Below are 23,976 nucleotides of genomic sequence, written 5' to 3'. Positions count from 1 at the left end.
ATATCGGCGTTTCACGCCCGCGCGTATTTGTCGCGGTATTCCTGCGGCGTGAGTCCCGTATGCTTCTTAAATACGTTAATGAAGGAATGCGCCCGCTGGTAGCCGATGCTCGCCGCGATCTCGTAGATCTTGTCCGGGGTATGAAGAAGCAGCTGCGCGGCTTTCTCCATCCGGAGCCGGTAAACGTAATCGCTCACGTTTTCGCCGGTTTCCAGCTTATAAATTTTGGAAATGTAGACCGGGTGCATGTAAACATGCTCCGCTATGGCCGTCAAGGACACGTCGTCGGCCAAATGCCGCTCGACGAACTGCCGGACGCCCTCGATCAACTTCGTCCGCGAATCCTTCGTTTCGCTTTCGGCTTCGCCGCGCAGGCTGCTCATGATAGCGTCCGTCCAGTCCTTCAGCTGTTGGACGGAGCGGAATGGCATGCCCTGAAGCAGCTTTTCGTAGCCGGGGCCGATCATCTGGGAGAGCGTCCTGCCGTTCTTGTGGGCGTAATAGGCAGCCGCCGAAGCGATGGCGAAATAGGCTTCCAGCAGAAGCTCCTCGACCTCGCTGCGTTTCGTTCTAAGCTCGCCGAAAATGCCTTCGAGCCTGCCGGCAGCGACGGTCCATTGCCCGGATTCAAGCAGCTGCGCAAGCGTGGGAAGCTCGTACAGCGAAGTCAGGGAACGCATTTCCGTTTCTTCGGGCAGCGGCCCCGATACGGTCAGAATCAAATCCTGCTCCGCCCCGACCCGTTTGCGCAGCGCCGACAGCGTTCCGTCGTAAAGCGCCGACAAATCCCGCGGGAACGTTCCTTTGCGGCTGATCAGCACGGTGGCTTCGCCTTTTAAATACGTATGAATCGCATCCTGCAGCTGCGCGGCGGTTCGTTCAAGCGTATGCAGCGAATCGTCGGCAGAAGGCTCCTCCGGTTGGGATAAACCGGCCGCAGACGCGACAAATACGAGATAATCATGCGGATCCTTGCCGTACCACAGCGTGAAGCCCGGGGCGAACAGTTCCTCCGCAATGTTGCCGACCGCGTATTCCACAAGCGCCAGACTTCTCTGCTCATAGCCGTAGAACGGCTTTTCGAGACGCACGAGCAGCAGGTAGAACGGATTGCCGAAAATGTCGGGCACCGCCAGCATCGTCATTTTATCTTGAAGATCCGCCTCTGGGTAACGTTTGCCGAGAAGCAGCTCGCTAAGCAAGTTGCTCCGCAGCTGGGGCAAATTTTCCCGAAGCGTCCGCGCGATTCGCTCTTGGGAGATCACGGCGTTCCATTCCTCGCGCAGCGTTTGCAAAACGCGGGAAACCGTAGCCAGCAGCTCGTCGTCGGGAACCGGCTTCAGCAAATAGCTGGCCGTCCCGTGCTGGATCGCTTCCTTGGCGTATTCGAATTCGGCATGCCCGGACAGCAGAATGCATTTGGTCTTTGGCCACGTATGCCGAATATGCTCCGAAAGCTCCAAGCCCGACATGCCCGGCATCCGGATATCCGTAATAACGATATCGATGGCCTGCAAGCTAAGCAGGTCGATCGCTTCATAAGCGGAAAACGCCTTATGCACGCTCGTAATGCCGATCGTTCCCCAAGGGACAAGCTCGGCGAGGCGTTCCACGACATGCGCCTCGTCATCCACGATCAATAGCTGCGCCATGAGCCGAATCCCTCCTCCACGTCAATGTAACGCGAATTCCCCCGAGAGGGCTGTGGGACAACCGGAGCCCCGAGCTTTCCCCGAACGCGTAATGTAAGCGTTTATGGACGTTCCAGACGCCGAATCCTGCCGTCGCTTCCACCGGAAGGGCAAGCTGCTGCTCCAGACCGGCAAGCGCTTCGTCCGACATCCCGGCTCCGTTGTCGTCTACGACGATTTCGCAGGAATCGTCATACATGCTGCCCGTAATGCGGATCAAGCCGTCACCGGGCTTGTTGTCGATGCCGTGTACGATCGCATTCTCTACAATCGGCTGGAGCAGCAGACGGGGGAGAGGCAGCTCCTGCATCGCTTCGGGAACGTCGATCTCGTAATGCAGCCGCTGCAGCCGAAGATTGTGAATGGCTAAATAGTTGCCGACAAGTTTCAGCTCCTCGCGAAGAGGCGCTGTCCGCTCCTCCATGCGGGTCGTGTAACGGTAGTACTCGGCCAAATTTTGCGCCATCGCCACAACGGCTTTCGTGTCTTGCAGCATGGCCGTATTGATGATGAAGAACAGGCTGTTGTAAAGAAAATGCGGGTTGATCTGCGCCTGCAGCTGCTTGAGCGTCGCTTCGTTCAACCGGAGCTTCTCCGCATATACGCGCTGCACGAGGTCCTGAATTTGCTCCGCCATCTCGTTGAAGCGCTCGAACAGGAAATCGAATTCGTTATGCGGCCGGTAGCGGATGCGGGCTGACAAATCGCCCTTCTTGAGCAGTTGAACGCCGTGAACCAGCTTTCGTATCGGTTTCTGGACATTCCGGTACAGCAGATAGGCGGCCATTAAGCTCGAGGCCAGCAGCATGCCGATCGTCATGTAGAACATGGTATTGGATTTGCGAATCGGAGCCAGAATGCTGTCGACAGGCACGTAATCGACCAAATACCAGCCGAGCTGCTTCGACTTTACATAGTAGACCGCAACCTGCCGCCCGGCGATCGCCGTGACGAGGTGGCCGCTTTCTTTCATCTGCTGTCCGTTCAGAACGGGCAGCAGCGCTTCGACCGATTCCTTGTCCAACGTTCCGCTGCCGATCGGCGGCAAGCCGGTGCGGTAAAGGAACGGATCGCCTTTGCCGCCCATTTTCACCTGATCCAGCATCGAGGAGACGTTTGCGGCCGGAAAGCTTACTTGAATCATGGCGTCGATATCGGAAGCTTCCTTCGCGCCTACCGGATCCACGATCTGTCTCGTAAACCGGGACCCGGGCTGCCTCGCATCGCTTCGCACCGTCATATCGTAGGTCCAGTCGGTGAGCGGCGCAAATTTCCGTACGTCCTCCGGATCGTATTCTTTGAACAGATTGGAGGAAATAACCATCCGATCCTCGGGCAAAAATAACGTCAGCTCATTCGTCCAGGCGCTGGAAACGCTTTGCAGGCTAAGCTTCTGCATAAGCCGGGTCTGTTCCTTCAGCTTGTCGTAGGGCTTGTCGGATCTGCGGTCGACAAATTCGCGCAAATAAGGATCGGAGCCGAGAATGCCGGGGAACATCGCAAGCTGCTCGACGGTCGTGTCAAACTGCTGCAGGAAAAAGGACAGCTGGCTGAGGCTCGAGGACTGAATTTCTTCTCTCACCACATCCATGCTGACCTTATTCGTGTAAATGTACAAAAAGAGCACAGGCGCCAGCAGCAGCACGATCAGCGCGATCATCTTGCTGAATATCGTCGGCTTTCCTTTCATCGGCAAACCGCTCCTAACCGGGATGAAATGATCTAGAACGAATCGTGAATCCGGGACGAAAGCGGTTATCCCTTAACCGCTCCCGCCGCGAGGCCGCTGACGATGTAGCGCTGGGCAAGCAGTGCGATCACGAGAACCGGCAGCGTAATGATGCAGGCTGCAGCCATGAGCGCGCCCCAGTTGATTTCCGAGTAAGACATGAAATTGTATACGGCGACGGGCAAGGTTTTGGTCTTGTCGCCCGCCAGAATGATCGAGAACATGAAATTGTTCCAGGAGAAAATGAACGATAATAGCGACGACGTAATGATGCCGGGTCCGGATATCGGCAGAACGATGCGGCGGAACACCTGGGAATGAGTGCAGCCGTCGATCAGGCCCGCTTCCTCGATCTCCTGCGGAAGCCCTTCGAAGAACGAGATCATGATCCAAATGATGAACGGCAATCCTACAAGCATATGGCTCAAAATTAGCGATGTAAAGCTATCGACGAGTCCGAGTTTCGAAAAAATAATGAACCATGGAATCAGGAACGTGATGCCCGGAATAATGCGCGCGACGAGAATGATAAGGCCGAGTCCCTGGAGACGATACCGGGCGATCGCATACGCCGCGGGCAATCCGAGCAGAAGCGAGCCGATGGTGGAGCCTGCCGCGACGATAAAGCTGTTGACGATGAATTTTAGGAAATCGTATTGGTCAAAGACGCTCTCGTAGTTTTTGCCCGTCGGCTTAAAGAAGAAAAAGTTGTCCGTCGACATGATCTGCGACTGCGTCTTGAAGGAAGCGAGCAGCATCCAAATGAACGGAAACGAGAAGGTAAACACGACGATCAGCGTAAGCACGGACAGAACGGCGTTCGTCAACCGTTTGTTCTTCTTCATGCCGACACCTCCAACCGTTTGCGAATCCAAATCAGCATAAGCGTAAGTCCCATGACCAGCGCGAAAAAGATGACGAGCAGCGACGAAGCCATGCCGAGCTTGAAGTACTGGAAGCCTAACGTATAGCCGTAAATGTTAAGCGTCTCCGACTTCATGTTCGGCCCGCCTCCCGTGGTGGAATAGATGATGTCGAACGTTTTGAGCACGTCGATCAGCCGCAGCATGACGGCGACGATGATCGTCGGGCGCAGCATCGGAAGCGTAAGGTGGAAAAACTTCTGCAAGCCCGTCGCCCCGTCGACGTCGGCCGCCTCGTAAGGCTCCGCAGGCAAGGTGGACAATCCGGCCATCACGATCAAGGCGATCATTGGAGTCCATTCCCATACGTCGATTACGATCAGGGAAGCGATGACCTGCTTGGGGGATGCGATCCACAGCTGCGGCTCGATGCCGATCGATTTGAGCAGCATGTTGGCGACGCCGATCGACGGCTCGTAAATAAGCAACCAGACGAGACCCATGGCGACGGGAGTTGCCACCATCGGCAGCAGAAACAGCGTCTTGACGATGTTTTTGCCGCGAAAATCGCGGTACAGCAGCATGGCGATCAGAACGCCGAGCACCGTTTCGAGCACGAGAGCGCCGGCTGAGAACGTGAACGTGTTTTTGACCGCGTCCCAGAAGCGGGTGTCGGCCAGCAAGGCGGCGTAATTGCTTAAACCGACCCACTTGGGCGGGGTCGTGGCGGACATGCTCCATTCGAAAAAGCTGATTCTAACCGTATACAGAATCGGGAATACCATCATCAAGAGGACAAACAAAACCGCAGGCATGGTGTAGATCCATTTCAGATTGCGGTCGAACCAGTTTGTCGGCATTCGTTATCATCCTTTCCATTTCAAGCTCCGGGTAAGCAAAAGGATGCACCCGCAAAAGGGCGCATCCCCGTTTCCGCTAGCGTTATTTGCCTAATTCCTTGTCGATCAGCACCTGGAATTCCTTATTCGCCTGATCGGCCGCGGCCTTGATATCGTCGCCGCTGATGGCCTTCTGGACGATTGCGCCGATGATATCGCGCGCTTCGCTGACCTTGTCGACCGACGGCACGGAATGATCGACGCCGCCCTTTTGCGTTTCCTTCGTTACGTCCGCAAGCTCCTTCGGGAACGCGGTCGTACCGTCCGGGTTGTTCCATACCGACATACGGGCGCCCGGATTCCCCTTTTTCTGGGTGGCAAGCACGATCTCTTTGCTGGAAGCCCATTTAATGAATTCCCAAGCGGCGTCCTTGTTCACGGATTTGGCGTTCATCGCGAGGCCCCAGGACGTAATGTTGAACGGCTTCGAGCCTTCCTTGCCGGCAGGGAACAGGGCGAACCCGACCTGATCGGCGATTTTGGATTTTTCGGGATCCGTCGCGTTCTTGAACAACGAGTTGGCGTCTGCGAAGAAAGCGGCTTTGCCTTGCGCGAAAACCCCGATCGCTTGCGGCCACGACATGTTGAGCACGCCCGGAGGGCCGAAATCTTTAAGCAGCGCCGCGTATGTCGTCATGCCTTTAACCGCTTCCGGCGTATTGACGGTCGCTTTGTCGCCCTTCATGAAATCGCCGCCCTCGGAATAGATGAACGAGGAGATTTGCGAAACGAGAGGGGATCGCTGGCCGCGCGCCGCGAAGCCGTAAATTTCATTTCTCGGATCGTGAAGCTTTTTGGCCGCCGCCAGAAGCTCGTCCATCGTTTTGGGAACGGCGATACCGGCTTTTTGCAGCAGGTCCTTGCGGTAATACAAGATATGTTGTTCCGTTATGATCGGGATGCCATAGAGCTTGCCGTCCACCGTGTTGGAGCCTACGGAAGCTTTGGAGAAGTCGTTATAATCGTAAGCGGCATCTTTTTTGGCGTACTCGTCGATCGGCGAGATCCAGCCGTTCTTCACGAACAGCTTCGCCTGCTGCAAGGGGCTGTACATGAAGACGTCGGGCGTGACCGATGCGGCCGTCAATTGAACGGTCAGCTTCTGGGCCAGCTGGTCTTCAAAAAAGCTCTGCACCTCCACCTTCATGCCGGTGCTCGCTTCGAACTGCGGAAGCAGCTCCTTGATGGCGTCGCCCCAAGGATGGTTGGCGGTCACGATCGATAGCTTCTTACCTGCGAACGGCTTGTCCGCGGACTGCCCGGATTTGCTGCCGGCGTCACTCGTTCCTCCGCCGCCGCAGCCAGCCAGCAGACCTGCCGACATGGCGGATATCAGTCCTGCGTTCAACACACGCTTCATTGCTTGATTCATAACGTGACCTCCCTAAGTGTGTATGCAAACGTGGAAGCTCATTTGTGGTAAGCGCTGTCATAGGAGTGTTGCTTCCGCGTTACTTAAAGACTAATCGATTCTAGGTTGTCTTTAAATAACGCAGATTAAACATCGATAACGCGCCGTGAACGAGATGCCGAATCAGCCGTTTAACCGGCTGAAACCCTTGTCGGGCGCGGCAAGAGCAGATTTCGCATATGCCGCGATAGAAACCGCTTATGTACAGCCGGCTCGGGCGTGCTTAAACTAAAGCATTGATTGAAAGAATCGTTATCTTTCCGAAATAGGCAAAGGACAGCGGGACTATGTGAAAGGGGGAGCCGCATGGTGACGGCAGTAAAAAAGCGGTTGCTGTATGACAATCCGCTTTCCTCGGCGAGGGACGTCGCCGGTTTTCGTCTGGAGGGAGAGGCGGCGATTACGTTTCCGAACGGCCGTATGCGGATGGAGAACAAGCTTGATCCTTCTATCGGGCAAGCCTCGAATTTCGTCTACTGGTGCCCGGAGGATTTTCCGGCTAACGTCTCCATCGAATGGGAGTTTTGGCCGGTTCGCGAGCCGGGGCTGTGCATGCTGTTTTTCTCTGCAGCTGGGCGGCATGGCGCCGATTTGTTCGCTCCGTGGCTGCCTGTCCGAAACGGGGAGTACATGCAGTACCACAGCGGGGCGATCGATGCCTTGCACATCTCTTACTTTCGCCGCCGGTATCCGGAGGAGCGCGCTTTCCATACGTGCAATTTGCGTAAAAGCTTCGGCGCCCATCTCGTCTGTCAAGGAGCGGATCCGATTCCCGGCGTAGAGGATGCGGATTGTCCGTATCGCTTGGAAGCGGTCAAAAACGGAAGGGAAGTCTCCTTTGCGGTTAACGGCTTGCCGATCTTCCGCTGGCTGGATGACGGGCAATCGTACGGACCGCTGCTTGGCGGGGGAAAAATCGGCTTTCGCCAAATGGCGCCGCTCGTCGGCGAATATGCGAATCTAAAGGTGTTTGCACTGGATGAACAATAACGTTTATGTTATTTTCGATACCATCCTTATCCGGAGCGCTGACAACTTACTATTGAAGGAGTTAGAGTCATGACCATATACAGTTTTGAAAGCGGTATCTCGGATAAGCTGGCATGCGACAAGGCATCCCGGCTGTCCATCAGCGGGCGGCATTATAAGGACGGAAACTCGAGCTTGCGCTGGGACTACGAAGAAGGTTCCTTTCTTACCGTCAAGGAGCCGATCGGCTATGTTCCGTTTACGGAAGGGGCCAAAAGCCAGGCGCGCGATTCCTTCGCCGTCTGGATCTATAATCCGGAGCCGCGCAGAGGCAAGCTGGCTTTTGCTTTCGGCCGCGGCGGAGACGCCGACTGCGGGTTCGAATTCGCCCTTGATTTCCAGGGCTGGCGCACCGCTTGGGTCGCCTATGAACGCGACATGCAAGGGAAGCCTCATCCCGGCATGGATACGCTGACGATCCGTATGCCGAAGGAAGCGGGAAGCGGTGTCCTGTATATCGACCAGCTCATGCTGAACACGCCGATCGATCCGCGTTTCCACACGCGTGACTTCCAGGTTCCCGCGGTCAATACCGGCGCGGACGTGTCCGCCAACGCCCACTGGCTGGCGTTGTACGCCTACGAACAGCTGGAGCCGCAATTGCCGCTGCCCGACGCGGTAACGGATGAAGAAATGCAGGCGCATAAGCGGATGATCGAACGGTTCGAGGCGAATTTCTGCAAGCTGGATGCCGCGGCGCAGGAGGATACGGCGCGATTGAGGGCGCGTTATGCCGGGTACGACATTGTGCGGGACGGTTCGGTTATTCGCGGGAGGCCGGTTGCGCTGCCGTTCTTCGACCATTATCCGAAGGAGGAGAAGGAGCGGCTTCTGGCGCTTACGAACAGCGTGCAGCTGAGCGAGTTGTCCGCATTTTTGCTGGAGACGGCCGTTTGCTTCCGTTCCTCCGGGCAAGAGGCGCATAAAGCGGAGCTGCAGGCGATGTTTATTGGCGTATTGGATCATTTGGACGATCAGGGCTGGACATACGGAAGCGCGCAAGGAACGGTTCACCATTTCGGCTATAACTTCCGGGACTTTTACCCGGCTGTCCTGCTGATGCGGGAACCGCTTCGCGCAGCGGGAAGGCTGGAACGGACGCAGCGGGCGATGCGCTGGTACAGCGGCGCAGGACGCATCTATACGCCGCTTGCCGAAATCGAAGGCAATATAGATATTTTCAATACGACGCTTCACGGCATGCTGGCAAGCCTGCTGGTCATGGACGACACGCCGGATAAGGTGCGCGAGCTTCGCGCATTCCGCGATTGGCTCGGCCAATCGCTGCTTCCTGCGCCGGGCCTGCGCGCCGCTTATAAAATCGACGGCTCCGCGTACCATCACGTGAATCATTACCCGGCTTATGCGGTCGGCGGTTTTCAAGGCGTAGCGCCGGTCATGTACGTGCTCAGCGGAACGCCTTACCGGATCGGCGAGCAAGCGCACGAAACGATCCGCAAATCGCTGCTTGCGATGCGGCTGTACAGCAACAAGAGGGAATGGCCGCTCAGCTTGGCGTCGCGCCATCCGACCGGCAAATGGGCGCTCGACCCGGAGCCGTTCGCGTTCCTCGCGCTGTCCGGCACCCCGGACGGCACGAAGGCGGTGGACGAAGAGGTCGCGGCGGCTTACCTGCGGCTGCTGGAGCCGGGAGAGGCGAGCGGCGCGGCATTGCGCTTCGAAAGGGAAGGCATCGTGCCGGAAGCGGATCCGAACGGGCACTGGACGATGAACTACGCAGCGCTTTCCATTCACCGGCGCGGCTCCTGGCTGGCTGCCATGCGCGGACACAGCCGTTATTTGTGGGCGAATGAGACATACGTGAGCGCCAATCTGTACGGCCGGTACATCTCGCACGGCCATCTGCAAATCATGAGCCAAGGCGATCCGGTCAATAATGAAGACAGCGGCTATCGTCAAGAAGGCTGGGACTGGAACCGGTGGCCCGGCACGACGGCGGTGCGCAAGCCGATCGCCGAGCTGCGCTCGGACGTGCGCAATGTCGACACGTTCAGCGGCTTCGAGGAGATGCTGTTGTCCGACGAAACCTATGCGGGCGGCCTTCATTTGGAAGGGCGCAACGGCATGTTCGCGATGAAACTGCATGAGCATCCGAAATATGAAGGCAGCCATCGCGCGCGCAAGTCGGCGTTTTTTTTCGAGGACCGCATCGTCTGTTTGGGAACATCCATCGAGAACGGCTGCGGACAATACCCGACCGATACGACGCTGTTTCAGAATCATTTGCCTGCTCCCGGCGATCCGATATGGGTGGAAGGAGCCGCACCGGTCAGCGAGTTTCCGTACTTCCAAAAGATGCAATTAGACAACCCCGCTTGGATAATGGACAATAAAGGAAACGGCTTTTACGTCGCGGCGGGACAAACGCTGTCATTGTCCAGATCGACGCAGCTTTCCAAGCATCAGGCGACCGGCGCCGACACGGAGGGTGATTTTGCCGCCGCTTGGCTGGAGCACGGCGTATCGCCGAAGGACGCGGGCTACGAGTATGCCGTTCTTGTGGGAGCGGATCCGGAACGGATGGAAGGCTTTTGCAAGCGCATGCAAATGCCGGAAGCCGCGGCGTATACGGTGCTGCGCAAGGACCGTTCGGCGCATGTCGTCCGGGACGAGGAGAGCCGCACGATCGGCTACGCGTTGTTCGAGGCTTCGGACTGCGTGGACACCGGGCATATAGCCGCCGTCGATACGCCGTCGATAGTGATGATCCGGGATGCGGGAGACAGGCTGGCCGTCAGTGCGGTCGATCCCGACCTGCGTCTCTACGAGGGCACCGAGTCCGATCAATACGACGAGCATGGCGTACAAAAGGAAGTCAGCGTGTATTCCCGCAGCTGGGTGCATGCGGCGAGCATCCCGCGCACCATGCGGCTGACGCTGACGGGCAATTGGGTTCTCGCGGAAAGCGGGAACGGGGAGGCCGTACGCGTCGTGAATGCGGCGGGCGAAGGCGCTATTGTCGGCGTTGGCGCGACGGCGAGCAAAGGTGAAAGCGCTGCGACGGAGGCATCCCGGAGAGCCGGCGTACGCGCCGCAGAAGCCGGTGCTGCTCGTACCGTCGTCGAGCTGGTCTGCAAGGATGCGATGCCGTTTGAATTCGTGCTCGCAAGGGCTGCTCAAACGAAAGAATAAACGGAATCGAACGGATATATAGAAACCAAGCGGGGGGGAGCGAATAAGGTGAAAACAGCGATTAATCGGTTGCCGGTTTTTTACCGGTATCTTTTGTCCTACCTTGCGCTATTCTTGTTGCCGCTGCTTTTTTTGGGCTTGACCGGCTATTACCAGCTGGCCGATATCGTCGGCGGCGAGGTGCAGCGAAACAACCAGGCGCTGCTCGACAAGCTGCAGGACGAGGTGGATCAGAAGCTCATTTTGATGAACCGGATTGCAGGTCAAATCACAAGCGCTCCCGAGCTGTCGCCTTACCTGCTGACGCACGATTTTTTCAACGTTTATCAAGGCAAAAAAGTATTGGAAGCCAAGGTGGTGGACGACAGCATCCGGGAAATCGCGCTTCATGTACGGGGAACGGACTTTTTGTTTTCGTCGTTAAGCATTTATAAGTCAAACGAATTCGTCGGCCAGTTTTACAAATATGCGGATTGGCCGGCTAGCCGGTTCGAAAGCGATTTGAACGAACTGACCGCTCCGCAGCTGCGTCCGGCCGAGGACGTGAAGATCGAAGGCATTCCGGATCAGCGGCTGATTACGTACGTCGTGCCGATTCCGATCAACAGCCAGCGACCTTACGGGACGGTTCTGTTTCTGCTCAAAGAGGAGGAGCTCCTAAAGAGCCTAAAGCTGGACTTGTCGCTGCCGGACGGGAACGCGATCGTGTTCGATAAAAAGGGCCGGGTCGTCGCGGCGCAGAAGCAGGCGGATTACTTGGCGGATCCTTCTTTTTACGGCAAAATGACGGACGGACAGCCCGCTAGCCGCGAGATGACGATCAAGAACGCCAAATATGCGGTGTCCATTCAAAAATCGGATAAAAGCGGGTTTACCTACGTTACGCTGCTGCCAAGGTCTTCCTTGGTCGCACCAATTCATCATGCGATCTGGCAATGGGTGAGCCGGATGGCGGTTATTTTTCTTGCGGGCTGCGCGCTCGTTTATTTGCTCATGATATTCAACTACAATCCGGTCAAAAGGCTGGCCACGCTCGTCGAGGCGATTCGCGGACAATCGATACGCCGGGTAAACGTATTCGATGCGATCGGCAGCGCCATCCACGACATGGCCGATTCGAACCGCAGCCTGGGCCGCAAGCTGGAGCAGAACCGTTCCGCAGTCAAAGAGCATCTGCTAGGCAGTCTGCTGAAGGGCGAGATGGAATCCCGCGAATCGTTCAACGAGCGGGGCGAGGAGATCTGCGTTACGCTGCCCCATCCCGAAACGGCTGTGATGATGCTGGAGTTTCCCGGCTCTCTAGCGCCGTTTAAGGATAAGCTGATTGCCGAAACGGAAGGCCGGCTTGGGGAGAACGTCGCCGGTTACTGCAAGGACAGCCTTGAGGACAGGCGGATCATGTTTATCCTATCGACCGGCCTCTCGCCGGATGCTTGGAGGACTTGGCTCGACGGCTTACATGAGCATTTGACCGCCGTTTTCCAGGCTCCGCTCGCAATGGGGGTCGGCAATCGGTATGCGGAGCTTGCGCAGGTCGGGCGTTCTTACCTAGAGGCGTCCACGGCGATCGATTATAAGCTGATCAAGGGCAATCAGCGTGCGATTTTTTTCGACGAACTGATGGCCCACGATCATGCGAATGTCCTGAATCCGCGCCGCGTGCTGGAAGACCTCGACATCGTGCTTCAGCACGGCAGCGCCGGGCGAATCGCCGAAGCCGTCCAGCAGATCGCCATGCGGATGAAGCAGAGCGGACTGACGCTGTTTATTGCACGCGAGCTGTGCTATGACATGATCCGCAAGTTTGCCGCCTTTACGGATAAGCGAAATCCCGGCAGCGCGAGCGGAAGCTTTCCCGACGTGCTGACGCTGACCGATTACACGACGCTGGACGAAATCGCCGATCTGCTCCTGACTGCGTGCGCAACCTTGTGCGATTCGCTGGAAGCGCGGAAGCCGGCCTCTTCGTCGGCGCTGATCGAGCAAATCATGCCGTACATTGCCGAGCATTACGGCGAGTACGATTTCTCCGTGCAGAAGATCGCCGATCACTTTTCCTTGTCCTTGTCTTATTTGAGCCGGTATTTCAAGGAGCAGACCGGCAGGACGATCATGGATTACTTGAACGAGCTCCGCATCGATCAAGCCAAGCGGCTGCTGCGTACGAACGACGAATCGGTGAAGGAAATCGTTCAGCAGGTCGGCTATTATGACGTGTCGAGCTTCATCCGCAAGTTCAAGCAATCCGTCGGCGTCACGCCCGGCGAATACCGCAAGCAGCACCGCTAGCCGCCGCGGTCTGCTGCCGGAGGGGTTTTAGCTACGCATTCCATTGGACGGACAACGGCCTATTCTTCTTTAAGCTTTTCCATAACAATACTGATTTCATGTCCATTCTCTAAGCAAGTGTCCACGAACCCGATCATTTTCTCTTTTTCTTCATTATTAAAGACAAACTCGGGATCATTAGCGCCGTCATAAGCCGAACCCATCACGATTTTAACGCTGTAGTACCAGTCGTTTCCCATGCTTCTTCCTCCTATAAAGTTTTAGCTGTATTTATATATACAGGATCGAGCGGGGAGTGGTGAATGTTCGGTTTAAAGAAATATTCGCCGCTAATTTATCGCCGCTACCCGACCGACAGAGGCAGCCGGACGCCCTTCAAATCCCTCCGGCAGCGCAGCGTTCTCAACAGCTTCCGAAGTGCTGAAGAGCTGGAGTGCTAAAGAGTTGAAGAGCTGAAGAGCTGAAGAGCATACGTTTATTCCGCAGCGTCCGGCCCACCGGATAAGGGGTGTAGGTAACGGAAGTTTTCGTTGGACGGCGGGTAAGTAGCTGGATGGGGCTGTTGGCTGGGCATCGGGGAGAAGGGTTGAAGGTAGCTAGGTGCATTCGTTGGACGGCAGGTAGAGTGTGCTGGATGCGGCTGTCGGCTGGGGAGCGGCGAGAAGGGTTGAAGGTAACTGGAGCATTCGTTGGACGGACGGTAGAGTATGCTGGATGCGACTTTTGGCTGGGAGCGGCGAGAAGGGTTGAAGGTAACTGAAGCATTCGCTGGACGGCGGGTAAGTAGCTGGATGCGACTGTTGGCCGGGGAGCGGCGAGAAGGGCTGAAGGTAGCTAGGTGCATTCGTTGGACGGCGGGGAAGTAGCTGGATGCGGCTGTTGGTTGGGGAGCGGCGAGAAGGGCTGAAGGTAGCTGGAGCATTCGCTGGACGGCGGGTAAGTAGCTGGATGCGGCTGTTGGCAAGGGAGCGGCGAGAAGGGCTGAAGGTAGCTGGAGCCTTCTCTCCACCAGTTTGGCGTCGGAAATAGGAGTCTTTAGAGGCTCTTAAAACGGGCAAAATACAACTAGCCCTAATTTTAGAAGCCTCTAAAGACTCTTATTCGGCCCAAAACCGCTGTGATCGGGCGATTTTGCTGAAATAGAAGCCTCTAGAGGCTTCTATTTTCGTTTTTTTTCGGTTTTCCGCGAAAATAGCAGTCTTTTGAGGCTCTTACGTGGCGCCGGCACGCGAGCTGCGAGAGCTCCGCCGACCGAGCACCGGCACCGGCAACGGCAACGGCGCGCGAGCCCTGAGCCCCGCTCACAAAGGGAGCGCCATCAACAACGCCGGCACGCGAGCCGCGAGACGCACCGAACCGCCGGCAGCTCCGCCGCTACTTACCGAGCCCCTATCGGCCGGCTTTATTTCGCATATTGGCGGGTCAATTATGGCCCATTCCGCCCGTTATGGCCGGCATATCAATTCTCGCATAGTCGAATAAGCGATCTCGCTTATATACGAAGCGGACGGCGCGGTGCTAAAACAGAGTTATGAATGCGATTTCAACAGGGAAGTATCAACATGAAACCGACATCAAGCGGAGGTGAACGAACAAACATGTCACAACCTATCGATATGACAGGGGCGAGCATAACGGCGGGACAGGGAGGCACCCGGGCGACCAAGGGCGCATTCGCGAAGAAGATCAAACGGATCGTGCGCAACTACGATCTGTATCTGCTGTTTTTGCCGACGCTCGCTTACTTCATTATTTTTCATTACGCCCCGATGTACGGACTGCAAATTGCCTTCAAAAACTTCAATCCGATCAAAGGCATAACGGGCAGCCCGTGGGTGGGCTTCGACAACTTCGAACGCTTTTTCGAATCGTACCAGCTCGTCACCATCATCAAGAATACGCTCGGCATCAGCATCTACGAGCTGCTTGTATCGTTTCCGGCGCCGATCATTCTAGCGCTCATGATCAACCAACTGACGAGCGAACGCTTCAAGCGATTCGTGCAAACGATTACTTACGCGCCGCACTTCATTTCTACCGTTGTCGTCGTCGGGATGGTGTACCTGCTGCTGTCGCCGAAAACGGGCGCGGTTAACAGCTTTCTCGGTCTGTTCGGCATCGAGCCGATCTTCTTCATGGGGAGCGCCGAATGGTTCAAAACGGTGTTCGTATTCTCCGGCGTTTGGCAAAGCGTAGGCTGGGGGACGATCATTTATTTGGCGGCGCTGACCGCGGTCAATCCGGATTTGCACGAAGCGGCGACGGTAGACGGAGCGACAAAGCTGCAACGGGTCATCCACATCGATATCCCTTCGATTTTGCCGACCGTCATCATCATGCTGATCATGAATATGGGCCATATGATGAGCGTCGGGTTCGAGAAGGTATACCTGATGCAAAACCAGCTCAACGTAGACTCGTCCGAAACGATCCAAACTTACGTGTACAAGGCGGGGCTCGTGCAGGCGCAATACAGCTACGCTTCGGCGATCGGCCTTTTCAATACGGTCATCAACTTCATTCTGCTGATCAGCGTGAACAAAATCGCCAAATCATTAAAGCAAACCAGCTTGTGGTAAAGGGGGAGAGACGATGAAACTGGTAAGAACAAGGGCGGATCTCCTGTTCGACATTTGCAACTATACGCTCATCTCGATTTTGGTGTTACTCGTGCTCTATCCGCTTTACTTTGTCGTGACCGCTTCCATTACGGATCCGAACTTGATTTATTCCGGAAAACTGCTGTTTTTTCCCGAGAAGGTGACATGGGACGGTTATAAACGCTTGTTCGCCGAACCTTCGATTTGGCTTGGCTTCCGAAATTCGTTATGGTATACGGTGTCGGGAACGGCAATCAATATCGTGCTGACGATTACGGCCGGCTACGCGCTGTCGAGAACGGATCTGGTAGGCCGAAACGTCTTTATGTTCCTGCTCGTATTCACGATGTTCTTCGGGGGCGGACTGATCCCGACCTACTTGCTTGTCAAAGATTTGGGTATGCTCAATACGACGTGGGCGATGATTTTGCCGAATGCGGTTTCCGTGTTCAATGTCATTATCGTACGAACGTTCTTCCAGTCCAACGTGCCCGGCGAGCTGCTGGAATCGGCGCAAATGGACGGCTGCTCGAACCTGAAGTTCTTCTATAAAATCGCGATTCCGCTTGCGCTGCCGATTGTGGCGGTCATGGTGCTGTTCTATGCGGTAGGGCATTGGAATTCGTACTTCCAGGCGTTAATTTATTTGAAAAGCAACAGCATGCAGCCGCTGCAGACGATTTTGCGCAACATTCTCATCATGAACGAGGGCTCCGATTTGCAGGATATGCTAGACGGCTCGCAGGAGCAGCAAAAGAAGATGGAGCTGATGAAGTACGGCATCATTATCGTATCCAGCTTGCCGATGCTCATTTTGTACCCGTTTCTACAAAGGTTTTTCGTTAAAGGTGCGCTGGTAGGCTCGCTGAAAGGGTAACCGCGGCTCCGGCCGCTTGCCATAGAGGGTAGATAGACGCAATAAATGCCGCATGCTGCTCGAAATGTTTACGTACAAGAGAGGGGATATCGCGATGAACAAAAAATGGCCGATCGCCGCAATGGCGCTTACCGTCATGACTGCAGGACTTGCAGGCTGCGGCGGAGGGAAAGACGCAGCGAAGGAAGAGGGCAAGCAATCGTCCGAGGTGCCTGCGAATTTGAATGCGACCGATTTTCCGATCGTGAAGGAGAAGCTGACCTTGAACATCGCCGGCTTCAAGCCGCCGTCAGGGAAGGATTTGAACGACTACAAAATTTTCAAAGACATCGAAGCCAAAACGAATATTCACGTCAATTGGGATTTGACGCCGGGCAGCAGCTGGAACGAAAAGAAAAACTTGCTGTTCGCCGGCGGCGAGCTGCCTGACGCTTTTTATGCCCATGGCATTTTGAGCGAGGATACGGATATCGTTAAATACGGCTCGCAGGGCATACTGATTCCGCTCGAAGGGCTGATCGACAAATACGCCCCGAACGTCAAGAAGCTGCTGCAGGACAACCCGACGTACAAAAAGCAGCTGACGGCGCCTGACGGCCACATCTATTCGCTGCCGACGATCGACGAGGGGTATTCGCGGACGAAGTCGACGATGTTCATCAACAAGAAATGGCTCGACGAGCTGAAGCTGCCGATGCCGACGACGACCGACGAGCTGTACCAAACGTTGAAAGCGTTTAAGGAGCACGACCTCGGCGGCAACAACAAGAAAGACCAAATCCCGCTGTCCTTCCTGCAGAACTGGAACAGCGACGTCAATTCCTTCTTCGGCGCCTTCGGCCGTGTAGACCGGGACGTGCACAAGGTCGGCAACAACCACTTGTCCGTGGAGAAAGACAAGGTCGTGTATACGGCGGTGCAACCGGAATACAAGGAAGCGATCCAATATTTCAACAAGCTGTTCGCCGAAGGCTTGGCGGATCAGGAAAGCTTTACGCAGGACAGCAAAGTATTGACCGCGAAGGAAAGCAAGGGCATCGTAGGCGTAACGTTCGACTGGAATCCGGCGAATCAGGACTACGTCTCGCTGCCGCCGCTCAAAGGACCGAACGGCAAGGAAGCCATTTGGGCCGAGTATCCGAACGGCATTTTGCTCAGAGCGTCGTTTGCCATTACGAATAAGAACAAAAATCCGGAAGCGACGATCCGCTGGATCGACTACATGTACGACCCGATGATCTCTCTGCAATTCAGCAAAGGCGTAATCGGCGGCGACAGCCTGAAGGCGCGCTCGGACGGCAAATATGACGCCATCGCGCTGCCGCAGGGCGGCAATGACGAGGAATTCAAGCAGGTGCCTCCAACGGCTTACACCGTATGGGCAACGACGAAAGCCGTCAACGACATGGTCGTGGCGCCGAAGAGCAATCTTCGCTCCAAGATCGACGTCGACAACGTTTACGGCAAATACCTGGTCGACAACTCGTTCCCGAAAACGTATTTTACCGCCGAGGAAAGCGATCAAATTTCCCGCTATCTGACCGATATCGATTCGTACGTGAGCAAAATGTACGCCAAATGGATGATGTCCGGCGGCATCGATAAGGAATGGGACGACTACGTGAAGAAGCTCAACGACATGGGCCTCGACAAAATGATGAAAATTTACCAGCAGGCGTATGACCGCTACAAGGCTACGAAATAATCCCTTCAAAAAAGCGGATGCAAACAGGCTGCCGTTTTCCTTCGAAAAAAGGGTGACGACAGCCTGTTGTCGTCCGGTTGAATCTCTGTTTCGCGACCGGTCGGTTTGCTGGAAGGCCGAAGAGGCTATCCGCTTGGATGGGTCCGGCTCACGCTTCTTTTTAAGGGATTAGCAGGATTTTACCCGTACTCGTCCGGCTTTCCAGGAGCCGGTGGGCGTCCGCACCGTCCCGCAGCGCATAACGCTTCGGTTCCTCCATGCGTAAATGACCCTGCCGTACGGCGCCGAACAGCTCTTCCGATCTGGCGATACGGTCTTCGTGAGCAGTCAGATGATTCCATAGATCGCCGCCGGTTAACGTTTTGGACGTATCCATAAGCATGCGGGGGTCGACGAGAGGCGGATCTCCTCCGGCCATGCCGTAGAAAACGACGGTTCCTTTGATGCGAACGGCCGCGATGCTGTCCGGCAGCGTAGATCCGACGGAATCGTAGGCGGCACCAATGCTTTCATAAGCGGGCTCACTCTCCTTGCAATCCGTCTTTTCACCATACATTGTGCCATGAATGCTTGCTTTCATACAAACGGTGCGGGAGCGCCAATCTTTACTGACAGCCGTTGTCAGTGATGTCCGGTTATAATGAAAGCTACAAGACTATGAGGCAATTAGGACAAGGAGTGAGCAAGATGAAAGAAGTGTTGGTACTGGTTACGGACGGTTTTGCGGATTGGGAGGCGAGCTATGTCACGGCGGAGCTGAATAAGCCGTCTACGGGATATCGTGTCAGGACGATCGCCATAGACAAATCGCCAAAGACGTCGATGGGCGGACTTCGGGTGCTGCCCGATTACGAGCTGGAGTCGTTCGCATTCGAAACGGAAGTCGCCATGCTCATCATTCCGGGCGGAACCGGCTGGAGAGACGAAGCGAACCGGCAAGCAAAAGCGATCGTGCAGAACTGCTTAGAGCGTAGCATCCCCGTGGCGGCGATTTGCGACGCGACTACGTTCCTCGGCAAGCACGGTTTTCTCGACCGCGGCAAGCATACGGGCAATACGTTAGGGTATCTGAAAAAGGGGGCACCCGAATATAAGGGAGACGCTCATTACGTGGACGCACAAGCGGTTAGCGACGGACTCCTTATTACGGCGAACGGAAGTGGGGCCGTCGAGTTTTCCAAGCATATTCTTGCCAAATTGCAAGTGTTCGACGAAGCGCAATTGAACGAGTGGTATGCGCTTTTTAAGCGGGGATATTTTAACGAATAGCGGCAGGCTTTCATTGAAGGACGGTTGTCGGCGAGTCTCAGTGAACAAATAGGTGAATCGAGGATCGTTATTCCGTACCGGAACCGGTCCTCTATGTTCATAAGTCGGCCGGCTTTCCTCCGGCAATAGCGGCCGGCGGTTGGTCGGCAAACTTGCGATCGTCCTTCTATTTCTCATATAAACCTATCAGGTTATCTGATAAGATGTTCGTAAAGAAAAAACAAGGAGGAGCGAAGACAGATGTCAGCGACGAACAATCAATCGCCTTTTATCGATAAGCTGCTTCCCGCGCCGGTAAACGGCGGATTCCGGATGGAAGGGTACTGGGTATGGTGCGGCTCGGTCGTGCGCGGGGAAGACGGGCGGTATCACATGTTCGCCTCGAGGTGGCCGAAAGCGCTTCCGATGCATCCCGGCTGGCTGGTCGCATCCGAGGTCGTTCGGGCCGTTTCGGATACGGCGGAAGGGCCATACGTATTCCAGGAAGTCGTGCTTCCGGCCAGAGGCGCCGAATATTGGGACGGCCGCAGCACGCATAATCCGCATATCGTCCGAGCCGGAGATACATACGTGCTTTACTATATGGGCAGCACGCATCCATTCGCGGACCCCGATCCGGAGGCTCCGCTCGAAATGGAGGATCCGCGGGTAATCGTCGCGCGTTCGAACAAGCGGATAGGTATTGCGACATCGGCCAGCGTGCTCGGTCCTTGGAAACGGCTGGAGCAGCCGGTGCTGCAGACGCGCCCGGGCAAGTTCGACAGCTATTTGACGAGCAACCCGGCTCCCTGCATACACCCGGACGGTTCCGTACTGCTGATTTACAAGGGAAGATGCCACGTCGGCCACAAGCATGGCCGGATGAATATAGGGGCGGCACGAGCCGAACGCTACGACGGGACTTACCGCAGTGCGAGCGACTTGCCGATTCTGCCCGAGGAGCTGTGCCATCTGGAGGATCCTTTCGTTTGGCGAACGGAGAACGGCTACGAGCTGATTGCAAAGGATATGGACGGGCGAGTTTGCGGAGAGCTGCATGCCGGTATCCATGCGTATTCGCGAAATGGCGTGGACTGGGAGATGGTTGCAGAGAAAGCTTACTCCCGAAACGTACTTTGGGACGACGGGATCGTAAGGACGATGGGCAGCTTCGAACGGCCTTTCCTTCTGTTCCAGGACGGCGTGCCGACCCACCTGTTCGCGGCGACGGCCGACGGTCCCGGAGGCTTCAGCCATGCGGCGGAAACATGGAATATGGTAATTCCGTTGAAACCGTAAGGAGAATTACCAGGGGAGTTGCGTGAGGCCTTCGTTCTGGTCATCGCTTATCGGTACCGCGCGTCATAACCGGATACAGCAGCAAGCCGAGGACGAGGAGTCCTGCCCCGAACAGGAACGTCTGCAGGTTGGCCGTGCCGGTCCGGATGACCCAGAAGGCGTATACGGTTGCGATAACGGCGGCGGTGCCGTCTCGGATGCGTTCCTGCTTGCCGGAAGCGGACAAGTACGTTTCGCCCGAACGGACCAGCTTCAAGTGGTATACGGCCGCTAGCGCGTAAGGCAGCAGACTGGATAACGTAGCGACGAACGTGATGAACGAGAAAGCCTTAGTCAGCGACTGGGATAGCGTAGACAGCAGGAACGCCTGTGCCAGCGAGTTGGTTACGATAAGCGCGGCGACCGGTGCGCCGCGCTTATTTTCGCGTAAAAAAAGACGCGGGAACAAGCCCTGCTTGGCGGCCTGGAAGGCGATTTCGGCGCTCAGCAGCACCCAACCGATCGCCGAGCCGAAGAGAGAAACAAGTCCAAGACCGGCCATCATGTAGCTGCCGGAAGGACCGACGATGAACGAGAGAGTGTCCACGAGCGGTTTCTCGCTATTTGTGAGCAGGCTTCTCGGCATGGCGGCCATGACCAGAATGGTGATCCCGATGTAGATGATCAAAGCGGTAAAAAGGCCGATGACAGTCGCTTTGCGAATATCGTCGGGGCGCCTCGCGCGGGACGAAAAGACGACGGCCGACTCCATGCCGACGAATGCCCAGAGCGTAGCGAATACGCCCGCGTTGAGCTGTCCCCACAGGCCGATGGTCTCGCCGCTAGGCAGCGTGACGGGCTGCTCGAACGGCAGGATGTTGCTGCGGTCGAAGGCGAATAAGCTGACCGTTATGAAGAGCAGGAAGCCGAGCACCTTCGCGCCGGTCGCAAGCAAGTTGATGCGGCCGGCTTCTTCGATGCCGCGCAGAATCAGCGAATGTACGCCCCACAGCAGCACCGAGCATATGGCGAACGTAAGCAAATTGCCGGCGCGAACGGGAAAGGAGCCGATCTGAAACAATACGGCCCGGTTTGTCATAACCGGGAAGAAGGTCGACAAATAGCTCGCGAACGTTGTGATAATGGCGACATTGCCCGACCAGTTGGCCACCCAGTATCCCCAAGAGACGGCATAGGCGGACATTTTGGCGGCGGCTTCCTTCCGGCCGAATAATGCGCGCGCATATTGCTGCGGACCGCCGGAAAGTTCCGGCTTGCGTACGGCCAAGCTGCCGAAAATATATGCCAGCGCAAGCACGCCCCCGCCCGTAAACAGCCAAGCCAGCAGCGCTCCGGCAGGGCTTGCCACCTCCGCGATCAGCCTCGGCAGCATGAAAATACCCGAACCGACCATATTTCCCACGACCATTGCCGTTAATATCGGCAGCCCCAGCTTTGCTTCTCTGCTCATCGCCAGCATCCGTTCCTTCCGCTTCCCGGCTCGCGTGAGCCGGTACCAATCATGTCCGTTACTCACGTTTCCCAAACAGGACGATCCGTATACAGGCGGATGACGCGCGGATGAAATCTTTTGCGTTGTTTTATTTCGCAGCGGCGCTTTCTTTTGTCAAAGACGCCAGGCTTCAGCCAGCTTGTCGATGCCCTCCCTTATGAGCTCTTCGGATAAGCCGCCAAACCCGAGCAGTACCGTCGCCGGCGGTGCGCTGTCAGGCTCAAGGGCGTAAGTAGAGGTCGGGTAGACGGCAACGCCGTTCAGCTTGGCTCGGGCAATCAGTTGCTCCTCGTTAAGCCCGTTGTACGTACGGAGCAGCACATGTAGCCCTGAGCCCGCGCCGATGATTTCGATTTCGTCCGGCAGCTTCTGCCGGATCGCTTGCAGCAGCGTGTCGCGCTTACGCTGGTACAAGCTTCTCATTTTGCGCATGTGGCGCTCGAAATCACCCGTCTGCATGAACATTTGCAGCGTTTTTTGCAAAATCGGGGAAGCGAGCTGGTCGTAGCTGTGTCGCATGAGCCTGAATCGAGCAAGCAGCGCAGGCGGCAACACAAGGTAGCTGATTCGAAAGGATGGCGTAAGCGCCTTGGAGAACGTTCCGGCGTAGATGACCCGTCCGCTGTTGTCGAGTCCTTGCAGCGAAGGGATTGGCCGCCCGCCGTAGCGGAATTCCCCGTCATAGTCGTTTTCGATAATGTAGGCTTGCCGCTCCTCGGCCCAGTTGAGCAGCCTGCTCCGTTTGCCTGCGGATAACGTCATACCGAACGGAAACTGATGGGAAGGCGTGACGTACACGGCTTGCGCTCCGCTTTCGTAGACGTCCTCGAGGCGAATGCCGTCCGGTTCTAAAGGCAAGGGACGGCATTGAAAGCCATATTGGCTGAACAGCGCCTTGATGCCGACGTTAACCGCCCGTTCGGCGCCGACGACCGTTACCTCCTCTTTCAACAGTTGAAAAAGCAGATCGAGGGAATGATAGGTGCCCGCTCCGACGACGATCTGTTCGGGCGTGCAGCGAACGCCGCGAATCTGGCGGAGATAGGAGGCGATTTCGCCACGCAGCTCCGGCTCCCCTTGCAGATCGCCGTAAAGAAACAGACTTCTGTTTTCCGGCCAAAAACAGCGGTTCATCAGCTTTCGCCATTTCTGAAAAGGAAAGCTGGCCAGATCGATGCCGCCGTAGCCGAAATCGTATCGGACCGGCTCATCGGGAGAAGCATGATAGGCACGGGGGGGAGACTTTTCGCCTGCTGCCGGACCATCTGCGGCGGGCGGGGGTGTCAGCGCATCGACCCGCACGGCATAAAGCCCGCTGCGCGGCTTGCTCCGAACATAGCCTTCGGCGAGCAGCTGATCGTAAGCTAACGCTACCGGGGTTCGGCTTACCCCAAGGCTGGAGGACAAGATGCGGACCGAAGGGAGCTTCGTTTCCGGACGTATGCGGCCTTCGGCGATTTCGCTGCGTATATAGGAATAAATCTGGAGGTAAAGCGCAATCCCGGACGATTCGTCCAGTTTGAAGGTGAGATCGTGCATGGTTTGCTTCTCCTTTGCTTTTAAAGCGTGCGTACCCGTGGATTATCTGTCACTTGAAAATAACGTAAACTGTCCATTTGGAAAGTGACAATTGTCGGTTATTGTAATCGTATCATCCCGTTCGCTCAAACGGAAGTGCGGGACGAAACAAG

At 56.1% G+C, this 23,976-nt stretch carries 16 protein-coding genes and 1 pseudogene; 8 read left to right on the top strand and 9 right to left on the bottom strand.

Annotation, left to right across the window (positions count from 1 at the left end; genetic code table 11):
* Positions 1-11 precede the first annotated feature (11 nt).
* The 5 genes from ACKGJP_RS31420 to ACKGJP_RS31400 all read right to left on the bottom strand — a co-directional run bounded on the left by ACKGJP_RS31420 (position 12) and on the right by ACKGJP_RS31400 (position 6,554).
* Positions 12-1,652: a response regulator gene (locus ACKGJP_RS31420; RefSeq protein ID WP_409342682.1), complete on the bottom strand. Its 1,641-nt coding sequence runs from the start codon at positions 1,650-1,652 to the stop codon at positions 12-14.
* The gene (locus ACKGJP_RS31415; RefSeq protein WP_409342681.1) at positions 1,627-3,381 is read right to left on the bottom strand and encodes a sensor histidine kinase; all 1,755 of its coding nucleotides are present in this window, start codon (positions 3,379-3,381) and stop codon (positions 1,627-1,629) included. Before ACKGJP_RS31415 ends, ACKGJP_RS31420 begins: the two co-directional genes overlap by 26 nt.
* A gap of 65 nt (positions 3,382-3,446) precedes the next feature.
* Complete coding sequence (locus tag ACKGJP_RS31410) at positions 3,447-4,265, bottom strand: carbohydrate ABC transporter permease (RefSeq protein WP_409342680.1); 819 nt, start codon at positions 4,263-4,265, stop codon at positions 3,447-3,449.
* Positions 4,262-5,143 (bottom strand): carbohydrate ABC transporter permease, encoded by an 882-nt coding sequence (locus ACKGJP_RS31405; RefSeq protein ID WP_409342679.1) that lies wholly within the window; start codon positions 5,141-5,143, stop codon positions 4,262-4,264. Before ACKGJP_RS31405 ends, ACKGJP_RS31410 begins: the two co-directional genes overlap by 4 nt.
* Before the next feature lie 82 nt (positions 5,144-5,225).
* Positions 5,226-6,554, bottom strand: a complete 1,329-nt coding sequence (locus ACKGJP_RS31400) for an ABC transporter substrate-binding protein (RefSeq protein ID WP_409342678.1) — start codon at positions 6,552-6,554, stop codon at positions 5,226-5,228.
* A gap of 345 nt (positions 6,555-6,899) precedes the next feature.
* Here ACKGJP_RS31400 and ACKGJP_RS31395 point away from each other — a divergent pair, with 345 nt between their 5' ends.
* The 3 genes from ACKGJP_RS31395 to ACKGJP_RS31385 all read left to right on the top strand — a co-directional run bounded on the left by ACKGJP_RS31395 (position 6,900) and on the right by ACKGJP_RS31385 (position 13,064).
* Positions 6,900-7,583: a DUF1961 family protein gene (locus ACKGJP_RS31395; RefSeq protein WP_409342677.1), complete on the top strand. Its 684-nt coding sequence runs from the start codon at positions 6,900-6,902 to the stop codon at positions 7,581-7,583.
* 69 nt (positions 7,584-7,652) lie between these two features.
* The gene (locus ACKGJP_RS31390; protein WP_409342676.1) at positions 7,653-10,775 is read left to right on the top strand and encodes a chondroitinase family polysaccharide lyase; all 3,123 of its coding nucleotides are present in this window, start codon (positions 7,653-7,655) and stop codon (positions 10,773-10,775) included.
* Positions 10,776-10,823: 48 nt separating this feature from the next.
* A complete protein-coding gene (locus tag ACKGJP_RS31385) occupies positions 10,824-13,064 on the top strand; it encodes a helix-turn-helix domain-containing protein (RefSeq protein WP_409342675.1) in 2,241 nt (746 codons plus the stop codon).
* Positions 13,065-13,123: 59 nt separating this feature from the next.
* Here ACKGJP_RS31385 and ACKGJP_RS31380 read toward each other — a convergent pair whose 3' ends face one another.
* A complete protein-coding gene (locus tag ACKGJP_RS31380; RefSeq protein WP_409342674.1) occupies positions 13,124-13,303 on the bottom strand; it encodes a hypothetical protein in 180 nt (59 codons plus the stop codon).
* Between the two features lie 1,359 nt (positions 13,304-14,662).
* Here ACKGJP_RS31380 and ACKGJP_RS31375 point away from each other — a divergent pair.
* The 3 genes from ACKGJP_RS31375 to ACKGJP_RS31365 all read left to right on the top strand — a co-directional run bounded on the left by ACKGJP_RS31375 (position 14,663) and on the right by ACKGJP_RS31365 (position 18,246).
* Entirely contained in the window at positions 14,663-15,643 is a 981-nt protein-coding gene (locus ACKGJP_RS31375; RefSeq protein WP_409342673.1) for an ABC transporter permease, read from the top strand.
* Between the two features lie 13 nt (positions 15,644-15,656).
* On the top strand, positions 15,657-16,541 hold the full coding sequence (locus tag ACKGJP_RS31370) for a carbohydrate ABC transporter permease (protein WP_409342672.1): 885 nt from the start codon (positions 15,657-15,659) through the stop codon (positions 16,539-16,541).
* 94 nt (positions 16,542-16,635) lie between these two features.
* A complete protein-coding gene (locus tag ACKGJP_RS31365; RefSeq protein ID WP_409342671.1) occupies positions 16,636-18,246 on the top strand; it encodes a sugar ABC transporter substrate-binding protein in 1,611 nt (536 codons plus the stop codon).
* Between the two features lie 160 nt (positions 18,247-18,406).
* On the opposite strand, the pseudogene ACKGJP_RS31360 reads toward ACKGJP_RS31365, so the two are convergent.
* Positions 18,407-18,751, bottom strand: a pseudogene (locus ACKGJP_RS31360) (zinc-binding dehydrogenase); the annotation flags it as partial.
* Positions 18,752-18,933: 182 nt separating this feature from the next.
* Between ACKGJP_RS31360 and ACKGJP_RS31355 the strand changes: the two are divergent.
* Together ACKGJP_RS31355 and ACKGJP_RS31350 are read left to right on the top strand one after the other, a co-directional pair.
* A complete protein-coding gene (locus tag ACKGJP_RS31355) occupies positions 18,934-19,515 on the top strand; it encodes a type 1 glutamine amidotransferase family protein (protein ID WP_409342670.1) in 582 nt (193 codons plus the stop codon).
* Between the two features lie 240 nt (positions 19,516-19,755).
* Entirely contained in the window at positions 19,756-20,793 is a 1,038-nt protein-coding gene (locus tag ACKGJP_RS31350) for a glycoside hydrolase family protein (RefSeq protein WP_409342669.1), read from the top strand.
* Positions 20,794-20,833: 40 nt separating this feature from the next.
* On the opposite strand, the gene ACKGJP_RS31345 is transcribed toward ACKGJP_RS31350, so the two are convergent.
* Complete coding sequence (locus tag ACKGJP_RS31345) at positions 20,834-22,243, bottom strand: amino acid permease (protein ID WP_409347303.1); 1,410 nt, start codon at positions 22,241-22,243, stop codon at positions 20,834-20,836.
* 156 nt (positions 22,244-22,399) lie between these two features.
* Positions 22,400-23,824 carry a PLP-dependent aminotransferase family protein gene (locus tag ACKGJP_RS31340; protein WP_409342668.1) on the bottom strand — a complete coding sequence of 475 codons (1,425 nt, stop codon included), beginning with the start codon at positions 23,822-23,824 and terminating at the stop codon, positions 22,400-22,402.
* Positions 23,825-23,976: the final 152 nt, after the last annotated feature.

The sequence above is a fragment of the Paenibacillus litoralis genome, from assembly GCF_046244365.1.
GTDB lineage: Bacteria > Bacillota > Bacilli > Paenibacillales > NBRC-103111 > Paenibacillus_V.
Note: the sequence above shows the minus strand (reverse complement) of the source record. Positions and strands in the feature narration are given on the sequence as shown.